Here is an 18,758-nt window from a genome sequence, read left to right as displayed (position 1 = left end):
CGATGCTGCGATAGAGAGTTTTTGGAACTTTCGAGGTGCAAACCATGCACTTCAGACCCCACATCCCCACCCGGCACAGCCCCAGCGCCAAAGGGGGAACTAGCGATCACCTAGAGTACCCAAGGAGAACGCATAGAGAGTGTCCAAATATCCATTCGGTATCGATTTTTATCGCCCAAAATCGATCTTCAGCAGCCATTGGTCGATTAGCAACCAAATGCCACGAATCTACTGAGCGTCATCGCGCATTCGCGAGCGGAAAACTACTGATCAAGCTGCTTTCGCAGGGCTTTCATTCCGCGGTGGAGCAGGCCTGCGATCGCTCCGGTTGATTTTCCAAGCTCCTCGGCAACCTCGCTCAGCTTCATGCCTTCGAGATAGTGCAGGCGAACGGCGTCGGCCTGCGCTTCGGGCAGCTTGGCGATCGCTTGACTGATCTGCACAACGCTCTCACCAAACGCCACGTTTTGACTGGGGGTTCGGTCACCTCCGGCAAGGAGGCCTTCCAGACGCATCGACGAAGCGGCAAGCTTCTGCTCCATCGATTGCTCACGGCGGATGTCGCGTTTGTCGCGATGCAAATCACGATCGAGATGGCACAGATGGTGGGCCAAAATCTGCCTGAGCCAAGCCATCAACTCGGCTTCAGTGCTTCCGCGAAATCCGTCAAATCCAGCCACCGCCTGCATCATCGCTTGCTGAACCATATCCGAAGCCCCAATCTTGGCTTGATAGGCCTGTCGCATCCGCGTCCGGGCAAGCATCCGCAAATAGGGCTCGTAATTGGCGATCACGGCCGGATCAGAAACATCGATAGGGTCAGAATTTGCGGATGAATCGACCATGTGCTGGATTTGGTTGCGGAATAAGCGCCGACGAGATTCACCGTTTCGAGTAAAACAGTGCGGACAAATTACACCACGTGGAATTGCACGGACGGAAGACCAAATGGCTCGAGAGGCAGTCTACCAACAATCCGATCCCCGAGACCCCGGTGATCAGGACGGTAACACCGAGAATTTCGACAGCGCGGCCGCAAAATTGATGGGCAATAGAAATCCGTCTGATGATTCGGACGATCGAGATCCTCCAAGCATTGATGGACTTTCGGGGCAATCGGGACAACCGGAAGAGCGTGACGGCAAGCTGCGTCCGACTCGGCTGGACGAAATGGTCGGACAGCGCGACGTGATCGAGCGACTGAAGATCGCAATTGGTGCGGCTCTGAACCGTGGCGAACCGTTGGGGCACATTCTGTTCGACGGTCCGCCCGGCTTGGGTAAGACGACTTTTGCGACCGTCATCCCGGCGGAAATGGGAACGACGATTCAAATGGCAAACGGTGCCGGTTTGTCAGCGCCGAAGGACTTGCTTCCTTACCTGACCAACGTCTCCGCCCATAGCGTCCTGTTCATCGACGAAATCCATCGCGTCCCCAAAGCTGTCGAAGAATATCTCTACACAGCGATGGAAGACTTTCGCATCGACATCGTTCTTGGCGAAGGCGTCAACGCTCGAACATTGAATTTCGAACTGCAGCCCTTCACGTTGATCGGAGCGACAACTCGCGCAGGTATGCTTAGCGCACCATTGCGAGATCGTTTTCAGATTCGTGAGCACCTCGGTTGGTACTCAGAGTCGCAGCTAACCGATTTGGTAATCCGCAACTCGAAGAAACTATCGATCGACGTTGACGAAGCGGCGGCAAGTGAGATCTCCCGGCGTTCACGAAGCACACCACGTTTGGCAAACAACCGCTTGCACTGGGTCCGCGATTTCGCGCAAGTGCGTGCCAAAGGTGTCGTGACACTCGGGGTCGCCAGGGACGCTCTCGATATGATCGGTATCGATCGATTGGGATTGGACAAACAAGACCGCAACTATTTGGAAACTCTGATTCGCGTCTTCAGCGGTGGCCCCAGCGGTCTCGAAGCGATCGCACATACGATGAACGTCAGCAGTGACACACTGGAAGACGAAGTCGAGCCTTTCTTGCTGCGGAGCGAACTGATTGTGCGAACGCGACGCGGCCGCATCGCGACGATGAAGGCATTTGAACATTTGAAGATGCAGCCGCCAGCTGCTTAGCCTCTAAAACAAAATCGATCTCACTGCATCGATCGCTTGTCCATCAAAATGCTGAAATCTGAACGCGCCGCAAAGGTCCACGAACGACTCGAAGAACTCTACCCGGAGACACCGATTCCGCTGGACCATAGCGATCCGTTTACATTGCTGGTCGCTGTTGTACTGAGTGCTCAGTGCACCGATAAGAAGGTGAACGAGATCACGCCAGAACTATTCCGGCAAGCTCCGACGCCACAAGCGATGTGGGACCTCGGCGAAGAAAACATCCTGCAGATCATTCGCCCCCTCGGACTTTCCAAGCAGAAAGCCAAGAGTCTGGCGGGACTTTCGGAAATGATCGTGACCGAGCATAACGGCGACGTCCCCGAATCGTTCGCAGAGCTCGAAAAACTTCCAGGCGTTGGCCACAAAACGGCCAGCGTTGTGATGAGCCAAGCGTTCGGTCACCCTGCGTTCCCGGTCGACACACACATCCACCGCTTGGCTCAACGTTGGGGCCTGACTAACGGGAAGAATGTCACCCAAACAGAAGCGGACCTGAAGAAACTGTTCCCCGAATCTTCATGGAATAAGCTCCATTTGCAGATCATTTTCTATGGTCGAGAGCACTGCACCGCTCGGGGCTGCGATGGCACGCGATGTGCGATTTGCAAGGAAGTGTATCCGAACAGGAAACGCCCTTTCATCGCCAAGAAGGCGTAGGTAAGAAGCACCGCACCCGGAATGTGACTTTCACAGCCCTTCAAGCTTCTTTCATACGAATACCCGCTTGGCTTCAGTCTTCTGCAGCGTCCAATACACTACATTGCGGACCCCGGAACTGTCTGATGATCGGATCACAGTTCACTTCCAATCATTCTCGAAACAAAAGAACTCATGCCAGCCAACTGGGACGCCGTCGCCAACAAACTTGCCGAAGCCAACACGCCCGACATCGTCGTCCGTTTGTTCAAGACACACTACGAAAACCTGTGTAACGGCAAAGAAGCAACGATCCGAGAAGCAGAGATTTCCCCAGTCGACTCGGTCGTCGATGCGGACACACTAGACGATTCGCTCGAAGCGATCGGTCGTGAGAACTTATCAGCGACCGCCGTTCTGAAGCTTAACGGCGGATTGGGTACATCGATGGGACTGGATGGCCCAAAGTCGCTGCTGCCAGTTCGTGGCGAGGACACGTTCTTAGAACTGATCCTTCGGCAAAACGAAAGCCTTGGCGTCCCACTTGTCTTGATGAACAGCTTTTCGACTGAAGAGCAAACGGCTGCGGCGGTCAACGGATTTAGCGGACAGGTCGATGTGATTTCGTTCTTGCAGCATCAAGTCCCCAAGATCGATGCCGAAACGATGTGCCCTGCCGAATGGCCTGAAGATCCATCGATGCAGTGGTGCCCTCCCGGACACGGTGACATTTATGCTGCGCTCGTGACCAGTGGCACCTTAGAGAAACTGCTTGCCCAAGGCCGACGTTATTTGTTTGTCTCCAATGCGGACAACTTAGGCGCGACGCTTGACCTGCGCATTCTCGGTCACTTCGTCGACGGAAAGAAATCGTTCATGATGGAGGTCGCTGACCGAACGGCTGCAGATAAGAAAGGCGGCCATCTCGCCAAGGACAAACAGGGTGGATTGCTACTACGCGAAAAGGCGCAATGTCATCCCGATGAAGAAACACAATTCCAGGACATCACGCGGCATCGTTACTTCAATACAAACAATCTTTGGATCGACTTGCAGCAACTCGATGACTTTCTGAAAGCCGGTGACGGGACCGTCGCACTTCCGACCATCACCAACCGGAAAACGGTGGATCCAAAGGATTCCAGTTCCACTCCAGTCTTTCAACTTGAAACGGCCATGGGTGCGGCGATCGAAGTTCTACCGAACACCGATGCAATTCGAGTCCCGCGATCAAGATTCGCACCTGTGAAAACGACCGGCGATTTGCTTGCTGTCCGAAGTGACGCCTACGAAGTTCGTCAGGATCATTCCGTAGGCTTAATCGATTCTCGCAACGGAATGCCACCGTCCATCAGTCTCGACGATCAATACTTCAAACGTATTGCAGACTTGCAAGAACGCGTCCCTGACGCACCATCACTGGCTAACTGTGTGTCGCTATGCGTTAAAGGGAATGTCAGCTTCGCACCCGATGTCGTCATCAAAGGTGAAGCCAGCTTGCTGGGGAGCGAGTCTCCTTCGACGATCCCCGAGGGGACCTACGAAGGTGAGCACCAGATCTAACGCGTCCGCTTTCGCATTGCCCCTGGGCAAGACGGAATCGGATACGATAGAAATTTTACGCTCCATCGGTCACGATTCCAGATTGTCCAATGAGCCTGATCTACCAATTAGGTCTATTCGCATCACTTTCGATCTGGTGCTTTGCTACCGCCGCCCAGGAAACCGATCCGCAGTCAACGCCGTTGGCTGATCAAGCGGAACGAGCCGATTGGAAATCCTTCGCTCGTACGGTTCTCGATACGACAGATCTTGATCAACGGCAAGCCGATGGCATGTCGGCCCTGCACTGGTGTGTTTTCAAGGGGCATCATTCCGGCGTGAAGACACTTCTCCAAAAGGGAGCGAGCGTTGATCCCGCAAACGAATACGGGATCACACCACTGGCAATTGCTTGTCGTTTCGGCGATTTGAAATCCGCTGAGGCGCTGATCGATGCGGGGGCGAACGTAAAGCATCGACTCGCAGGCGATGAATCATTGTTGATGCATGCGTGCCGGACCGGCAATTCGCAGCTTGTTGAAAAGCTGATCAAAAACGGCGCTGATGTAAATCACAAACAACGTGATGGGCAGACATCGCTGATGTGGGCATCCGCCGCGGGACATGTTGATGTCGTCGACGCATTGATCAATGCGGGTGCTGATATCGATACCAAACTTCGAAGTGGTTTTACCGCATTTCATTTTGCCGCCCGCCAGGGTCATCGCGCCGTTGCACACCGTCTGCTGGACGCAGGTGCAGATGTGAATGATAGGATGACGCCGGTGAATTCATCCGGGCGATCACCGCGCAAAGGCATGTCAGCGCTTTTACTTGCCGTCGAAAGTGCGCACTACCAATTGGCGATTGAACTTGTTGATCGAGGGGCGGATCCGAATGATCAACGCAGCGGATTCGCGCCGCTTCATGCCCTTTCGTGGGTGCGCAGGCCATCACGCGGTGACAACCCAGAGGGCGACCCTGCACCGATCGGCAGCGGAAATCTTGGCAGCCTACAATTCGTCCGTGAACTGGTTGCCCGTGGAGCCGATGTGAATCTGCAGCTCCAGCGTGGGCGGTATTCCAACGCGAATTTAAATCCCAAGGGCGCGACTCCGCTTCTGTATGCCGCCTTCACGAATGACGTTCCACTTTCAAAAGTCCTCGTTGAACTTGGCGCTAACATTTCGATCGCCAATTCCGACGGGACCACACCCATGTTGGCTGCGGCAGGTGTCGGAGTCTTTGTCGCCGATGAATATCCCGGATCAGAATCAGAAACATTGGCGACGCTTGACCAGCTAGTCCACTGGGGGGGAGACATCAATGATGTGGACCAGCATGGCGAAACGGTGATCCACGGCGCGGCTTATCGCAGCTTTGCCATAGTGGTCGATCGCTGCGTTGAACTCGGTGCCCACCCTAGGGACTGGCATCATCGCAATGCGTTGGGAAGCACGCCGCGTGAAATTGCCCAGGGAAAGCGTCCCGGATCGTTCAAACCGAATCAATCGACAATTATGGCAATCGATCGCGCCCTGAAGTCCGCCGGTATTAAGCCAGAAGATTGGACTCGATCTGCACCTGGATGGACGCCATAGCGGCATGCCGATCGCCCTGATCAAAGACGGGATGGTCCGTTTGGTCCATCTCGATCCAAGATCTGAACTGTAGATTGACTTGGTTTGGAATGACCGTTGGCCCCATCGCTGGCAGTGTGCTACGGTTGCCAACTAGCTTCATACTTTTTGCCGCCCGAGGACCATCATGTTCCTGATTGGTTTGATCACGGGATTGATCGTCTACAGTTTCTTCCGATGTTTCGTCGGCGGATTCTATACCGTCAGTCCCGACCAACGCGCCGTTGTCACCAGTTTTGGAAAAGCCGAACGCTTGCGAGAATCGGCGAACCCGTCGAGCGACTTCGAATCGATGTCTGCCGAAGAGCAACATCGGTACGAATACCCTCAGGTACGTGTCGTCGGTCCGGGCGGGCCGTACTTTAAGTTACCTTGGCAACGCATTCACAAAGTCAGCGTGGCGACCCAAGCGGTTGACCTATCTTGGGACCCGTCCAAAGCTCAGGACACAATCGAAGCGGTTACAAAAGATAACCTGACTACTGGCATCAACGGCCAACTGCGATACCGAGTCAGCGAAAGCAATCTCTATCCATATCTGTTTGGCGTCACCAGTCCGCTAGAACACGTGATGGGTTACTTCGTTTCGGTGCTTCGTGAACGCGTTGCGAACTTTGTCGATCCCAAAGGACAAAACCTGCTCGCGGAAGAAGAAATCGATGCCGCCGAAAGTGAAAACTCCGGACCATCGGTCGACTTGTCTGAAGGCGTTTCGATCAACGACCTACGGAAGAATCTGCCACTGCTAAATCAGTACATGGAAGAACAATGCCGTTCGACCACGGCACGCTACGGTATCGAACTTGACGCCGCACTAATCACCGAAATCGACCCACCATCAGAAGTCGATCGTGCCCTTTCGGCAATCAATAGCACTCGAAACCAAGTCGCGGCAGACTTAAGCACAGCCCGCGCTGACAGCGAACAGCAGATCACGATGAGTGCTCGTGCGGTGGAAATCGCCACCAACAACGCTCAAGCAGAAGTCGCACCCCTGCGTGAATTGGCCGGAACCCTTAGCGAGATTAAGAAGAACGGCGGTTCGCCGGCGCTGAAGGCTTACGTTCGCAACGCACGGATTCCGCTATACGGAGTCGCTAGCCGAGTGATCCAAACCACCGATGAAACCATTTCCCGATAAACGTGTTCATCACATAACTGTCAGCAGAACCCGCTTCAAAGCGTCAACTGAGATTCAAATCTCATTGACCGACCGACGGCCTTCGAGGCAAACCGAAGTTCACAGCGGGTTTTCAAACGCAACGAATCAAAACACAAACGATAAGAGATAGAACGATGGGATGGTTGATCGGAGGCTTCTTTTTTGGACTGATGGCGATTCCGATATTTCTAGGATTCGCACGGTTCTTTGGACTTTATGCCTGCGTAGGCGAGTGCCAAGCGTATGTATTTACGCTGTTCGGAAAGGTCATCGGTACGATTGACCAACCCGGATTGCAGATTCCGCTGCTGAAGTTTGGCCCTCGTGCTTTGTTGGTTCCATTTTTTGGCAAATCGTATGTTGTCGGCACCGCACTGCGACAGCACTACTTGCGAAACCAGATGGTCAACTCCGAAGAAGGAACCCCGATGGGAGTGGGCATTTGGTACGAGATGCGAGTCACCGATCCGGAAAGCTATCTCTTCACCAACGCCAACCCCGATGGCTCTCTGCAAGCGAACGTCACCAGTTCGACCATTTCGACACTTAGCAACCTTGAAATGGAAAAGATGCTTGAAGACCGCCACTCGCTTAGCCGAACGGTTCGTGCGACGGTCTCGCCGCTATCGGAGAAATGGGGGTACACGCTGGGATCGGTCTACATTCGAAAAGTTGCCTTTACCGATCAACTGATGGTCGACAACATCACTGAAAAGGTTGTCAAACGTTTGGTGCAAGTCACCAGCGCGATGAAACAAGATGGTGAGAACCGAGTCGGCCTGATCAAAAGTGAAACCGCTTTCCGTGTCTCTCAAAAGATGGCCGAGGCCTCGGCCGCACGTCCAAAAATTGTCGGTAAAGCGCTAAACGAAATCGCTGCCGAAGATGACGAGATCCTGCAAACGGTTTTGTCGGTCATGGAGATTGACAAACTGATCAATTCCAATGTGACTGTAGAGATGGTTCCTTCGAGCGGAAACCTGCTACTGCAAGTCGGGTCGTCTAACTAGCGTCCTTTACGCCAAAAGCTCGTTGATGACTTGTCCGCCAAACTGGCTTAACTGCTTGTAGCGTCCCGCGTGGAAGTAAGTCAGTTTATTGTCATCAAGTCCTAGCAGGTGCATCAAAGTGACGTGCACGTCTCGAATCGGATGGACGACTTCGACAGCTTCTGCTGCGATTTCGTCTGTCGCACCGACGATCGCTCCACGTTTCACTCCGCCGCCGGCAAACCACATGTTCATCGCGTCAACATTGTGGCCACGCCCTAATGCGGTGACTCCCCCGCGGTAGTTATTGTCCGGAGTCCGGCCGAATTCCCCGGTCCAAACGACAAGGGTATCTTCCAACATCCCGCGCTGCTTCAGATCCTTGATCAACGCCGCAATGGGTTGATCCACGCTTGCGATTCGTGACGCATGACCGCGTTCCAGATAGTCATGGGAATCCCAACCGCCTGAAAAGATCTGAACGAACCGAACGCCTTCTTCGACAAGTTTTCTCGCCATCAGGCATTGCTTTCCGAACTCGGCCGTTTCCTTACGATCCAATCCGTAAGCTTGTAGAACCTGCGAAGACTCTTTTGACAGGTCGATCAAATCTGGCACCGCCGTCTGCATTCGGAAAGCCAATTCATAGCTTTCCATCCGTGCGGCCAACTGGTCGTGATAGGGATGTGACTGGGCGTGTCGCCTGTTCATCTTCGCCAATTCGTCCAGAGCCCTGCGTTGGTGTTCGCGGCTTTTGAACTCTGGTGGTTGTAAATCCAAGATCGGCGAGCCGCTACTCCGCAGTCGTGTCCCTTGATAGTACGCAGGCAAAAAGCCGTTGGTCCAGTTCGCCGGCCCAGCTTGCGGAAGCGCCAGTTCGGTCATCACGACATAGCCGGGAAGATTCTGGTTCTCGGTCCCTAATCCGTAGGTCGCCCAAGCACCAAGCCCCGGATCGCCACCGAGCCGACTGCCGGTATTCATGTGCAACAGCGCTTCGGGATGATTTAGCGACTCGGCTTGGCAACCTCGATAGACACAAAGCTCGTCAGCCACCTCCGGATCGGCCATGAACTGCCAGGGTTCGCTCATTTCGATACCCGCGTTACCGACTTTCCGCGACTTGAATGGGCTGCCGACATAGAAACGTTTGCCGTTTGCCAAACCGGCTGTACGAGTCGACTCTGTTTTGTGCAGTCGATTCAGCACCGGCTTGGGATCAAACGTGTCTGCCTGCGATGGTCCACCTTCCATGAACAACATGATGACCGACTTGGCTTTAGCCGGATGCATCGGCGGCTTTTGGGCAAGAGGCCCTGTACCTGACGCTTTCCGCTCGGCAGCCTGCAGATCAGTCAAAGCCAGCGCCCCCAAGGATGAACCAAGCCCATACAAAAAGTCACGACGTGGCAAAGATTTCATGTTCGAATCCGATTGGCGACTTGTCAAAGCGATCAGAGGACTTTGGTTTTACGTTCGAAAGCGGCAGCTAGTGCTTCCTTCAAACTCGAATTTTGGATTAGCCGTATGGCGTTAACCACGATTTGAGTGCAATAACCGGGGCTAACGCCCGTCGGCTGATGACTCGAACCCGCTCGATTTTTGGATTAGCCGTTTGGCGTTTGCTACGGTTTCAGTGCAGTAACCGAGGCTAATGCCCGTCGGCTGATGAACCGAACCCGTATTTTCATATGGAACGAAGTACTAATAGACATACATGAATTCATTCGAATTGATCAGCAACAGGCAGAGGTCCGCTAGTGCCCGTGTCTTGGCACTGACCGTCCAAGGTTTGGCATCGGGTACGTAGTCTTTGTAGACATTTAGCTTCTCGATGAATTCGAATGGTTCTCCCGTGAACTCTTCCACCAGCGAACGAGTCACCTCAGTCGGATAGTGTTTGATTTCGGGATGATGGTTTTGATGGTAGTTCTGCATCGCAGCTAGATAGCCTTCAAAAGACTGTTGTTCGCTATCCGAAGGTCGACGGCCGAGCGCCAGCTCAACTGCTCGATTCACTAGAAAAATGTTGTCAGAGTTCGACGCTATTCCATGTTCGCGTTCAATTCGCAGCGCAACGGCAATCGAACGGTCGGTCATTGCATCGCTGTTAAGCAATGTGAATGCTTGCGGCGATACCGAAGCCACATCACGCAGTTCGCATGATTCATTCGGATTTGGTTGATTGAGCACTTCAAGGAACGGATCGGCCTGCCCACGAACTCGATAGGCATAGATCGTGCGGCGATTGCGTTCCTCCGGTGTCCGCGATGGCTGGTGGGCCGGTGCGATTGAAAACTGGATCATCCGCGGCTGCAACGCGACCTCCATATTGATCTCCGGCATTATTGGAACGCCGCCCATTTCGGTGCGCAGTTCACCCGAAGCGAATAACACACCGTCGCGGATTTCTTCGGCCGACATACGTCTCGGTCGAAACGAAGCTAAAAAGCGGTCTTCCGGATCAAGTCGTTTCGTTGTCTCGACGTCAACTGGTGCTGTCGATCGGCGATACGTTTTCGAGGAGAGAATCTGACGGTGCAAACGTTTTAGCTTCCACCCATGTTCGATAAAGTCCGCCGTCAACCAGTCGAGCAATTCTGGGTGTGTCGGCTTGCTTCCCTTTACACCAAAGTTGTTCGCCGTCTTGACGATGCCTTTTCCAAAGTGCCATTGCCAAACGCGATTGACGATAACGCGAGCGGTCAACGGGTTTCTGTCATCGACAACCCATTGTGCGAAAGCAAGTCTTCGACCATCCAACCCATCGGGCAATGCCCACGGCAATTCGGCCGATTCGTTGACTTTGATACCACATGCGCTAAGGACACCGGGCCGCACAGGGTCACCTTTGGAACCGAGATTCCCGCCCTGCAAGATGAAATTCTCCGGCCGCCATTGCTGATTGATTTTGTTTGCTTTGCGCAGTTTGCGGGAATTCTTCCAGTCATCTTGTCCGCTGTAAACGGCTTGAGCCATCGGCTCGTAACGTTCCAACCGCCGTTCCCAAATCCAGACATCTTGTTCGCGAACCTTTTTGATTCCCTTTTCCTCTGGAGTCAGCCCGATGTGCCGTGGCGGCTTCTGATCTTCTGGATCATCCTTGCGTTCTTTCTCGTTTTTGTATGGCAATTGATGTTCTGCGTACCAAAGCTTTGCAGCAGCTTCTTGCTTGTCATCAACGAGTTTCAATTCGGCTTTGGCGAACTCCAGAAGCTCAGCGACCAGTTCACGTTTCTTTTCAAATCCGCCTTGGTTCTCTTCGGGCAAAAACGCCGCATCCAATTCCGCCGGTTGCGTTGTCGCAAACGTGGAATACATACGGTAGTAGTCGCGTGTCGGAATCGGATCGAACTTGTGGTCGTGGCACTTGCAACACCTCATCGGCATCGCCAAGAAGGACTGCCCAACATTGTGTACAAGGTCGTCCAGATACATTTGCCTTGCTTCGTCTTGGGGAACCATAGCCGTTCCCCAAGGTCCCATGCGTAAAAAGCCAGTTGCGATCAACGCTTCCGGATCATCGGGTCGCAACTCGTCCCCAGCGATCTGTTCGACAACGAATTCATTGAAGGGCTTATCATCGTTAAATGAACGGATGACATAGTCTCGATATCGCCATGCGTTTGAACGTTCATAGTCGTTTGAGAATCCAGCCGTATCGGCGTAACGCACGACATCAAGCCAATGTTGAGCCTGGCGTTCACCATAGTGCTGACTGCGAAGCAAACGGTCGATCAATTCATTCCATGCTTCCTCTCCAACTTCGGCGAACACCTGGGCGAAAGAGTTACTTTCTTCGATCGTCGGAGGAAGCCCGGTGACATCGAGATAGATTCTGCGAAGCAATTGACGGGGCTTCGCAGGCCCGGATGCCTGTAAACCAACCTCTTCAATTTTTCGATCGACGAAGAAGTCGATCGGATTCACACCACTCGGCAAATCAAATTGTGGAGGATCAACCGGCTTGAACGCCCAAATCTCATTGGGCTCATAGCGCCGATAAGTCCACTCGCTAGACGTGCCACCACTTGTTCTGAAAATGACACCGTCGGCATTGCTTGATTCCGCCGATGCCTCCTGCAGGATTTGATTTCTCGTATCTGCGTTCGGCCATGGTGCACCGGACTTGATCCATTCCTCGATCCAGGAAATTTCTGCTGGGGTCAGCCGATCGTTTTCTTTTGGGGGCATCTCGTAGCCTTCCCAGCGGATGGCATCGATCAACACGCTTTGACTCGGATGTCCAACGATCACGGCGGCATCACCTGATTCACCACCGCCAATGAGTGCCTCCCGCGACAACATGTTGTACTGACCACGAATGTCGTCGGGGTCATCGCCATGGCAGCCGAAACACTTTTCCTTTAGCAACGGAAAGACCTTCAGCGTAAATAGACGTACGCCCGGATTGCTGTTTTTGCTCGATGAATCATCTGCGTTGACCGGCAATGCAGAAGCGAACAAGAGTCCACAGAAAATGAGTGCCCAGAAAATAAAACCGAGTGACGGTCGACTAAGGTTTTCCATTTCGATAGATCTCCTCGATCTCACGGGGCGATAGAACGGCAGAGAAAATGGCGAACTCATCCATGCTGCCGTTCAAATTTCGAATCGCGAACTCAGCATCTTCACGCGTTGGTGTGGACCAGTTACCAATCGTCGCCGCACCGATCCTGGTTTGATGAACCACAAGACTTGGATCAATCGTTTCCTGATGGATGATTTCTCCGTTTAGATAGTGAGTCGTTTCACCCGTGTCCGCGTCGTAGGTTGTTGCCAAGAAAAGCCAACGTCCACTAAGCGATGGGGTCCAGAACGGAGGCGACAAAATCGGTTGGTGCGTTTGACGTTTCGCGAGCTTTCCGGTCGCGTCGTCGGGCTTGTGTCTGACGGAGAAAAACAGCTGACCGCTATCAAGGATCTGCCAGTGGGGTTCACCTTGGTTGTAATGGTCGGTCAGAAATAACGAGTTGTACCAACGGTCCAAGCTGTCGATCTTGACCCAAGCGGCCAATGTCAGTGACTTGAATTCTCCTGGGATTTGCACGCGAACCCGGTCGCCGGGCTTCTTGAACTCCAACGCATACTTCTCGGACCACCGACCTGAGGTCCGATTCGCACCCACGATCGCACCATCCAATTCGTCGTCAGCTGGTGAAGTACCCGATTTGAGACGACGTTGTTTGACACCCTGACGATCAAATCGATAGTAAGTAATCAACCTCGCATCTTGGCGAAGACGTGCTGTCGAAGCGTCCCAGCGTTTAAATCGCGAATTCTCCTGATCTTGCTCCCGAGATTCCAGGCTTTCGATATCAACAAACAAGTCCGGTGAGGCCTCCGATTCGATCACTGCCCCTTCGGCAAGTTTCTTGATACCTTCGCCGGTGATCAGTCGCCGAACCGGTTCAGCCGAACGATGCAGTTCGACTTCTCCATCGAAAACTTGAACATCCGCCTGTCCGTCGTTGACAGAAATCCCAAACTCGGTTCCCAAGTCAACCACTTTCATTTCAGCAACATCAACCGAAAAACCGCGAGCGGCCGGTGGCACCTGTGCTCGAAGACGTCCACGGTGCAGCTTGGCCAACATTGGGTTTTCCAAATCAAGTTCTGCAGGACCTTCGACGACGACACTTGCACCACAAAAGAACTCAATCTGTGCGATCCCGGACACCATCGAGAACCTTCCTGCCTGCAGCGCGTCGCCGACTTCACGGACGTCGTCATCGCTTGGCCATTGGACATCGACCAAACTCTTGACGATCGCAATTCCACTCGCCATCGCTTCGCCCGCTTGTTGATTCGCCGTGTAGAGACGCTCACCGGACTTCGATGACTCTGTCGCGGTTCCCATTTCGAATTCCAGATAAATCAAACGGGCACCAAGCATGACGAAAACGAGCGATGCCGCGACAGCAAGCAGTCGCCAATGTCCGGCGTAACTTTGCTTGACAACTCGATCGCTAGAGCTTTGCGCAACGCCAATTGATGGATCTATCGCCGAATCCAAATGGGCTTGCGAATCCAACTCGAACGCCGCGTTCATCATTCGCGACCGAATGTAGTGCTCGCGTGCGACCTCGCTACTTCGTAAAATCTCGCGTACTCGCTGAATGCCACTTTCGTCGAGCGTTCCGGCGTCCCATTCGATGAGCAATCGTTCGAGTTCTTCGGTAGCTTCGTCCATCAGTTCAAGCCTCCGTCGCCAATCGCTTTTGTACACAATTGCCTAGCTGTTGCCGGATACGCACGAGAGCCGTCTTGATAGCGCCGACACTTCGTCCACATCGCTCGGCGACTTCGGCGATCGGCATCGAGTGAAAATACCGCTGTTCGATCATGGACCGATGGTTGGGGGCGAGAAGTTTAAGGCACGGTCGCAACGCTAGCCGGAACGAATCAAATCCCTCAGCCTGCAATTCGGACTCTCGCCCGATGACTTCGACCAGTTCACTATCCAAGAGCAAACGATCGCGTTTTTGATCCCTGTAGTGTGAAAGGACTTGAAAACGGGCGATGCCGAACGCCCATCGTAAAAAAGATTGCCCGGGAACAAATTCATCCATCTTTCGCCAAAGCACCAAATTGGTTTCCTGAACCACATCTGCGGCCAAACTATGGTCGCCAAGCAACGAATAGACATAGCCGTATAGCCGCGTTTGGCTTTCGGTCAAACATCGAATGAAGTCTTCGTGATTGGCGTCTTGATTCATTTTTTCTCCGGTTGCAAGCAGTTTCCGGCAAGCGAGAGATAGTTACACCGATTCCTTGAAAAATCCGGAATCTTCGCTGGAGGCATCTACACGGAGACGCACTCCGGACATCCCGGTGCAAGCTCGAGGTGGCGTCAAAACCGATCGTTCTACAGTCCCGCCCCAGTTTAGAATCGTGTTCTGGTAGACTTTTCCCAAAGTCATCCTGTCTGCTGTTGGAGTCGGTGAATTGGGCCTCATTGAAATTTTAATTGTCGGCACCGCGTTCACCCTTGTCATCTATCTGTCGGTGCGGCTGGACGACAACAACCGTTTTCAAAAGCTTCGGGCACGAGCCGATCGTGCATTGCAAGAACGCGACTTTGATGCCGCGTTTCAATTTTACGATGCGATGAATCGCATTGCTGATCGAACAAAAAAGGATTCAAACGCGAGAGCCTATCGCTTCAATGTCAACCATGGTCGTGGTGTCACGTTCTATTTTCAGAACGCCTATCCGGAAGCGGTTTCCGAACTGGAGAAAGCACTTCAAACGCGACACGACGACTTGTATACGCCGCAGTCCGCGATTGCACAGATTCATTGCTGTCTTGCCAGCTCCTACAAATCGCTTTCGCAACCGGGACCTTCTGCCGAACATTTCACAAAGATGGCCCAAGCCTGCCAGTCGTGCGACCCCGATGAACTGCCCGAAACACTCGATCACCTTTGTCAACATACGGACGTTTTAGTCAATGTGAATCAATATGAACTGGCGAAGCAAATCCACGCTTTGATCGACGAACAACTCAATCGGTTACCTCTTGAAGAGAGTGCCGTATTGAAGGCCAAATCACAGCTCGCTTTGGCCGGAATCGACTGTGCAAATTCCGACTATCGTCGATGCCGGGAGCGGTGCCAAATGGTCCTGGAACATTACAACGTATCGCAGGAAATCTCCGCTCGCGCGAGCGGCATTCTCGGAACAGCACAGTTTATTCTTGGCGAGTTCGAATCGTCGATCGCTAACCAACGGTTGGCGATCGACTTCCATCGCCAATACGCATCCGGAATTGACTATGCATTCTGGGAACTTTCGCTAGCCACCACGATGCTGTACTACGGCCAGTACGACGAGGCGATTTCAATCGCGGAAAAATCGTTTCGTAAAATCCAGCGATTCCCTGACTATGGCAAGGTCTATTTCTGCCATGCGGCTCAGCATCTGCTGCCGTTTGTGCTGCACCAAGACGACTATGTTCGAATAGACGATTTGCTATGCCAATTGGAACATCAGATCAGCAACGCGAACCAACAGGAATCCACGACGATTGCGGACATCCAAATTTGGCGAGGAATCTATTGGCTCGATTTACTTCAAACGGATCGCGCGGTGCCGTTAATGGAAACGGCAATTGCGACATACAGTCGGATCAACGGACCGACACATATCGCGACGATTTCGAACCGAACCTCCTTGGCTGTCGCATTGCTTCATCAGGGCAAAACCCAGCAAGCAGAAGGACAAATTGCTTTGGTACAAGAACGCGAGGCTGAACTTGAACAGGTAGGCCCGCTGTATTTATTTGACTTTTATGAGGCCAAAGCGGCGCTTGCGATCGCTCAAAACCGGTACTCTGACGCCTTGCAAATCGTCGAATCGGCAGTCGCAAAAATCGAGACGCTCGTCCTTCCTCAGAAGACCGTTTTCGCGACACAGTGGCTACTGAAAGCCAGCGCCCTCGAAGGCTTGGGGGAGATCTCGTCTGCCATCGAAGCGGCCCACAGCGCGATCGATCATCGACTGAAGACACAACCGGCTGACGTCGTACGCAATTTTCCTGCGTACACGCTCTTGGCTAGCCTCTATCGAAAACAAGGCGATTCAGAACAAGCCGAGCGCTATCAAGCCAAAGCCGACGTGATCCGACGCAGGTGCGATGAACTCGTTTTAAGCCAACCGCCTCAATCCGAAATGCAGGATCTGAATCCGTATGCGGTGACAAGTCGCGTATCTTAGATCACGATTGGCATTTCGAAGCACGAAACCGCTGCTATTTCAGCTCGCTACTCAGCCTTGGACTGTAGATACAGATCGGCCAATTGTTCTGGGAGCACCCACTGGATATCCCCTTCGATTTGTTCGGTTAGCTCTTTGATCTCATCGAAGTCGAACTCCCAATTCTGAATAAAGACCACACCGAATTGAGGATTCCGTCGCCTTAGGTTGCGACGAACTTGAGCAACAGTCTGCTCGGCCGAGACCGCGTCGTTCAGAAAATGAAACGTGGGAATTCCGTCGGTCAAGTAAGGTTCATCACGCCACCACTGCCGGCCATAGCCTTCCAACAGACAAGTCATGCCATCGAGTTCTTCGGCGACCGCAGCAAATTGCTCTCCGCCTCGCTCACCAATGATCGTTCCCCAATACCAGGTCAAATCGAGCCCTTTGTTGAACTGATTGGTCAAAGCAAGATACCGCTGCAGAATCTCCGCTTGGTGCTTTCCGTAAGCTTCCCCATAGTGAAGCGGATACATGTAGCCGAGCCCACTGACAGCACATCCGAAAGAATCATTGGGCGTCAAAGATCCGTAGTAATAATCCAACAGTGGGCCGTGAAGCTGCAGCATTGCCGGCCCCATCGTCCACGCGATCGGTAGTGAACCGCGGAGCGGACTTCGCCAATTGCGTTCCGTGGGCAAGAAATCCAACCAAAGATTCATGTTGTCGCCATCGCTAACCAGCAAGCACAGGTAGCGTTTATTGGGATCATATTTCAGTTTGGGTCGGCTGGGCTGTTTTAAGGTTTCAGCCTTGGACTTCCAGCCGGTCCAAATCGAAAGGTTGGTATGCCAATCGGTCGGCACCAGAAACTTTCCGTGATCCGATAGCAGTTTGACACCCAGGCCTTCACCGATCCCGGTGTCTTCACCCCCGGCGTTTGGATACCCGAAGACAGGGATATTGACTGGCATCTTCAGCAGCAATCGCTTGATCTCCGCCAAGTCGTCCTCGCCAGTTGCTGCATCACGATAGTCCGGGTGTGAAATCCAAAATGTGAAGATCTTTTGCTGGACCAAATAGTCGCGAAGATGCCCGTGGAACCTTGGCGACAAAATCGCAATGGCAGCATGATTCATCTGCGGCCACAGATTTTCCCATGCCCACTTGTAAGCCTCGATGTTTGTTGACCATCGTCCGCGTGTGTCTTCGGCGACCTTCAACTGAAAGCGTTCAACGTCTTCAGGAAATGCCAAGGGGATTCCCTGAACGGCCGAAATCATCGTCGCCACATTCAGGCTGGCAGGTAGCGATGGATCGACAACGACAACGCCACCAGAGACATACTTTTCGATCAAAGCTTCGACAGACTCGATCCGTGGCGATGACTTCACGTATTCGTTGCTCGAGAGCCAGTCCAACCAAACACGATCGATCGAATCACGCCGTGGACGCGCCGGATCAAAAGGGCGAATCCGATTCCCGCTTAGAATCAAATACAGTTCCGGCTGTTGACGGTTGGCGAGTCCTTGGATGGACGCGACGAAGGCTTGCGTATGCCGAGGCAAACGTCTGGCATCAAAAACGAACAAGTCGTCAGCAGGCTGGTTCGCTTGAGGGAACACGCTTGGAACGTGGCGATCATTGTCCGAAAGATCTGCATCGTGAACAAACACCGGATCAGGAATCTGTGCTTGCGCATTGCCAAACGCAATACAACAGCAAGCGATTGCGATCACAAAAGTCCGTGCCCAATATTGAAGCCGTCCAAGATCCAAAGTCGTCATCGATCGTTCTAATTCGGTTATAGTATTTCAGTGAGATGAATTCAGATCGAAATATGAATCTCGATGTGACTTCGCATCAGCTTAGCAGTCAACGGACTTTTGCCTTGCAAAAGCGAATTTCGCAAACCTCCAGGCTTCGAATCGAAGTCGACAAAGGCCAGCCGCGATG

The 18,758-nt window shown here is 53.0% G+C and carries 13 protein-coding genes; 7 read left to right on the top strand and 6 right to left on the bottom strand.

The features are described 5' to 3' along the window. Positions 1–263: 263 nt before the first annotated feature. Positions 264–845, bottom strand: coding sequence for a sigma-70 family RNA polymerase sigma factor (locus tag LOC67_RS15180; protein WP_230263458.1), 582 nt, complete (start codon positions 843–845; stop codon positions 264–266). Positions 846–948: 103 nt separating this feature from the next. Here LOC67_RS15180 and ruvB point away from each other — a divergent pair, with 103 nt between their 5' ends. From ruvB to LOC67_RS15150, 6 genes are all read left to right on the top strand, one after another. Continuing rightward, complete coding sequence (gene ruvB / locus LOC67_RS15175; RefSeq protein ID WP_230263457.1) at positions 949–2,088, top strand: Holliday junction branch migration DNA helicase RuvB; 1,140 nt, start codon at positions 949–951, stop codon at positions 2,086–2,088. 48 nt (positions 2,089–2,136) lie between these two features. Beyond that, on the top strand, positions 2,137–2,790 hold the full coding sequence (gene nth, locus LOC67_RS15170) for an endonuclease III (protein WP_230263456.1): 654 nt from the start codon (positions 2,137–2,139) through the stop codon (positions 2,788–2,790). Positions 2,791–2,964: 174 nt separating this feature from the next. After that, a complete protein-coding gene (locus LOC67_RS15165; RefSeq protein ID WP_230263455.1) occupies positions 2,965–4,332 on the top strand; it encodes a UTP--glucose-1-phosphate uridylyltransferase in 1,368 nt (455 codons plus the stop codon). Positions 4,333–4,421: 89 nt separating this feature from the next. Beyond that, the gene (locus tag LOC67_RS15160; protein WP_230263454.1) at positions 4,422–5,912 is read left to right on the top strand and encodes an ankyrin repeat domain-containing protein; all 1,491 of its coding nucleotides are present in this window, start codon (positions 4,422–4,424) and stop codon (positions 5,910–5,912) included. Between the two features lie 166 nt (positions 5,913–6,078). Further along, positions 6,079–7,092, top strand: a complete 1,014-nt coding sequence (locus LOC67_RS15155; protein ID WP_230263453.1) for an SPFH domain-containing protein — start codon at positions 6,079–6,081, stop codon at positions 7,090–7,092. Between the two features lie 155 nt (positions 7,093–7,247). Next, on the top strand, positions 7,248–8,123 hold the full coding sequence (locus LOC67_RS15150) for an SPFH domain-containing protein (RefSeq protein WP_230263452.1): 876 nt from the start codon (positions 7,248–7,250) through the stop codon (positions 8,121–8,123). 6 nt (positions 8,124–8,129) lie between these two features. Here the strand turns inward: LOC67_RS15150 and LOC67_RS15145 are convergent, their stop codons facing one another. The 4 genes from LOC67_RS15145 to LOC67_RS15130 form a co-directional block, all read right to left on the bottom strand. Further along, a complete protein-coding gene (locus LOC67_RS15145; protein ID WP_230263451.1) occupies positions 8,130–9,524 on the bottom strand; it encodes a DUF1501 domain-containing protein in 1,395 nt (464 codons plus the stop codon). A 282-nt stretch (positions 9,525–9,806) separates the two neighbouring features. Then, entirely contained in the window at positions 9,807–12,632 is a 2,826-nt protein-coding gene (locus tag LOC67_RS15140; RefSeq protein ID WP_230263450.1) for a PSD1 and planctomycete cytochrome C domain-containing protein, read from the bottom strand. Beyond that, positions 12,619–14,295: a LamG-like jellyroll fold domain-containing protein gene (locus LOC67_RS15135; protein ID WP_230263449.1), complete on the bottom strand. Its 1,677-nt coding sequence runs from the start codon at positions 14,293–14,295 to the stop codon at positions 12,619–12,621. The genes LOC67_RS15140 and LOC67_RS15135 overlap by 14 nt, the downstream gene beginning before the upstream one ends. 4 nt (positions 14,296–14,299) lie before the next feature. Beyond that, positions 14,300–14,821 (bottom strand): sigma-70 family RNA polymerase sigma factor, encoded by a 522-nt coding sequence (locus tag LOC67_RS15130; RefSeq protein WP_230263448.1) that lies wholly within the window; start codon positions 14,819–14,821, stop codon positions 14,300–14,302. A gap of 229 nt (positions 14,822–15,050) precedes the next feature. Between LOC67_RS15130 and LOC67_RS15125 the strand changes: the two genes are divergently transcribed. Then, the gene (locus tag LOC67_RS15125) at positions 15,051–16,820 is read left to right on the top strand and encodes a tetratricopeptide repeat protein (RefSeq protein WP_230263447.1); all 1,770 of its coding nucleotides are present in this window, start codon (positions 15,051–15,053) and stop codon (positions 16,818–16,820) included. Positions 16,821–16,867: 47 nt separating this feature from the next. On the opposite strand, the gene LOC67_RS15120 is transcribed toward LOC67_RS15125, so the two are convergent. Further along, on the bottom strand, positions 16,868–18,589 hold the full coding sequence (locus tag LOC67_RS15120) for a GxGYxYP domain-containing protein (protein WP_230263446.1): 1,722 nt from the start codon (positions 18,587–18,589) through the stop codon (positions 16,868–16,870). Positions 18,590–18,758: the final 169 nt, after the last annotated feature.

The organism is Stieleria sp. JC731, from assembly GCF_020966635.1.
Classification (GTDB): Bacteria; Planctomycetota; Planctomycetia; order Pirellulales; family Pirellulaceae; genus Stieleria.
Note: the sequence above shows the minus strand (reverse complement) of the source record. Positions and strands in the feature narration are given on the sequence as shown.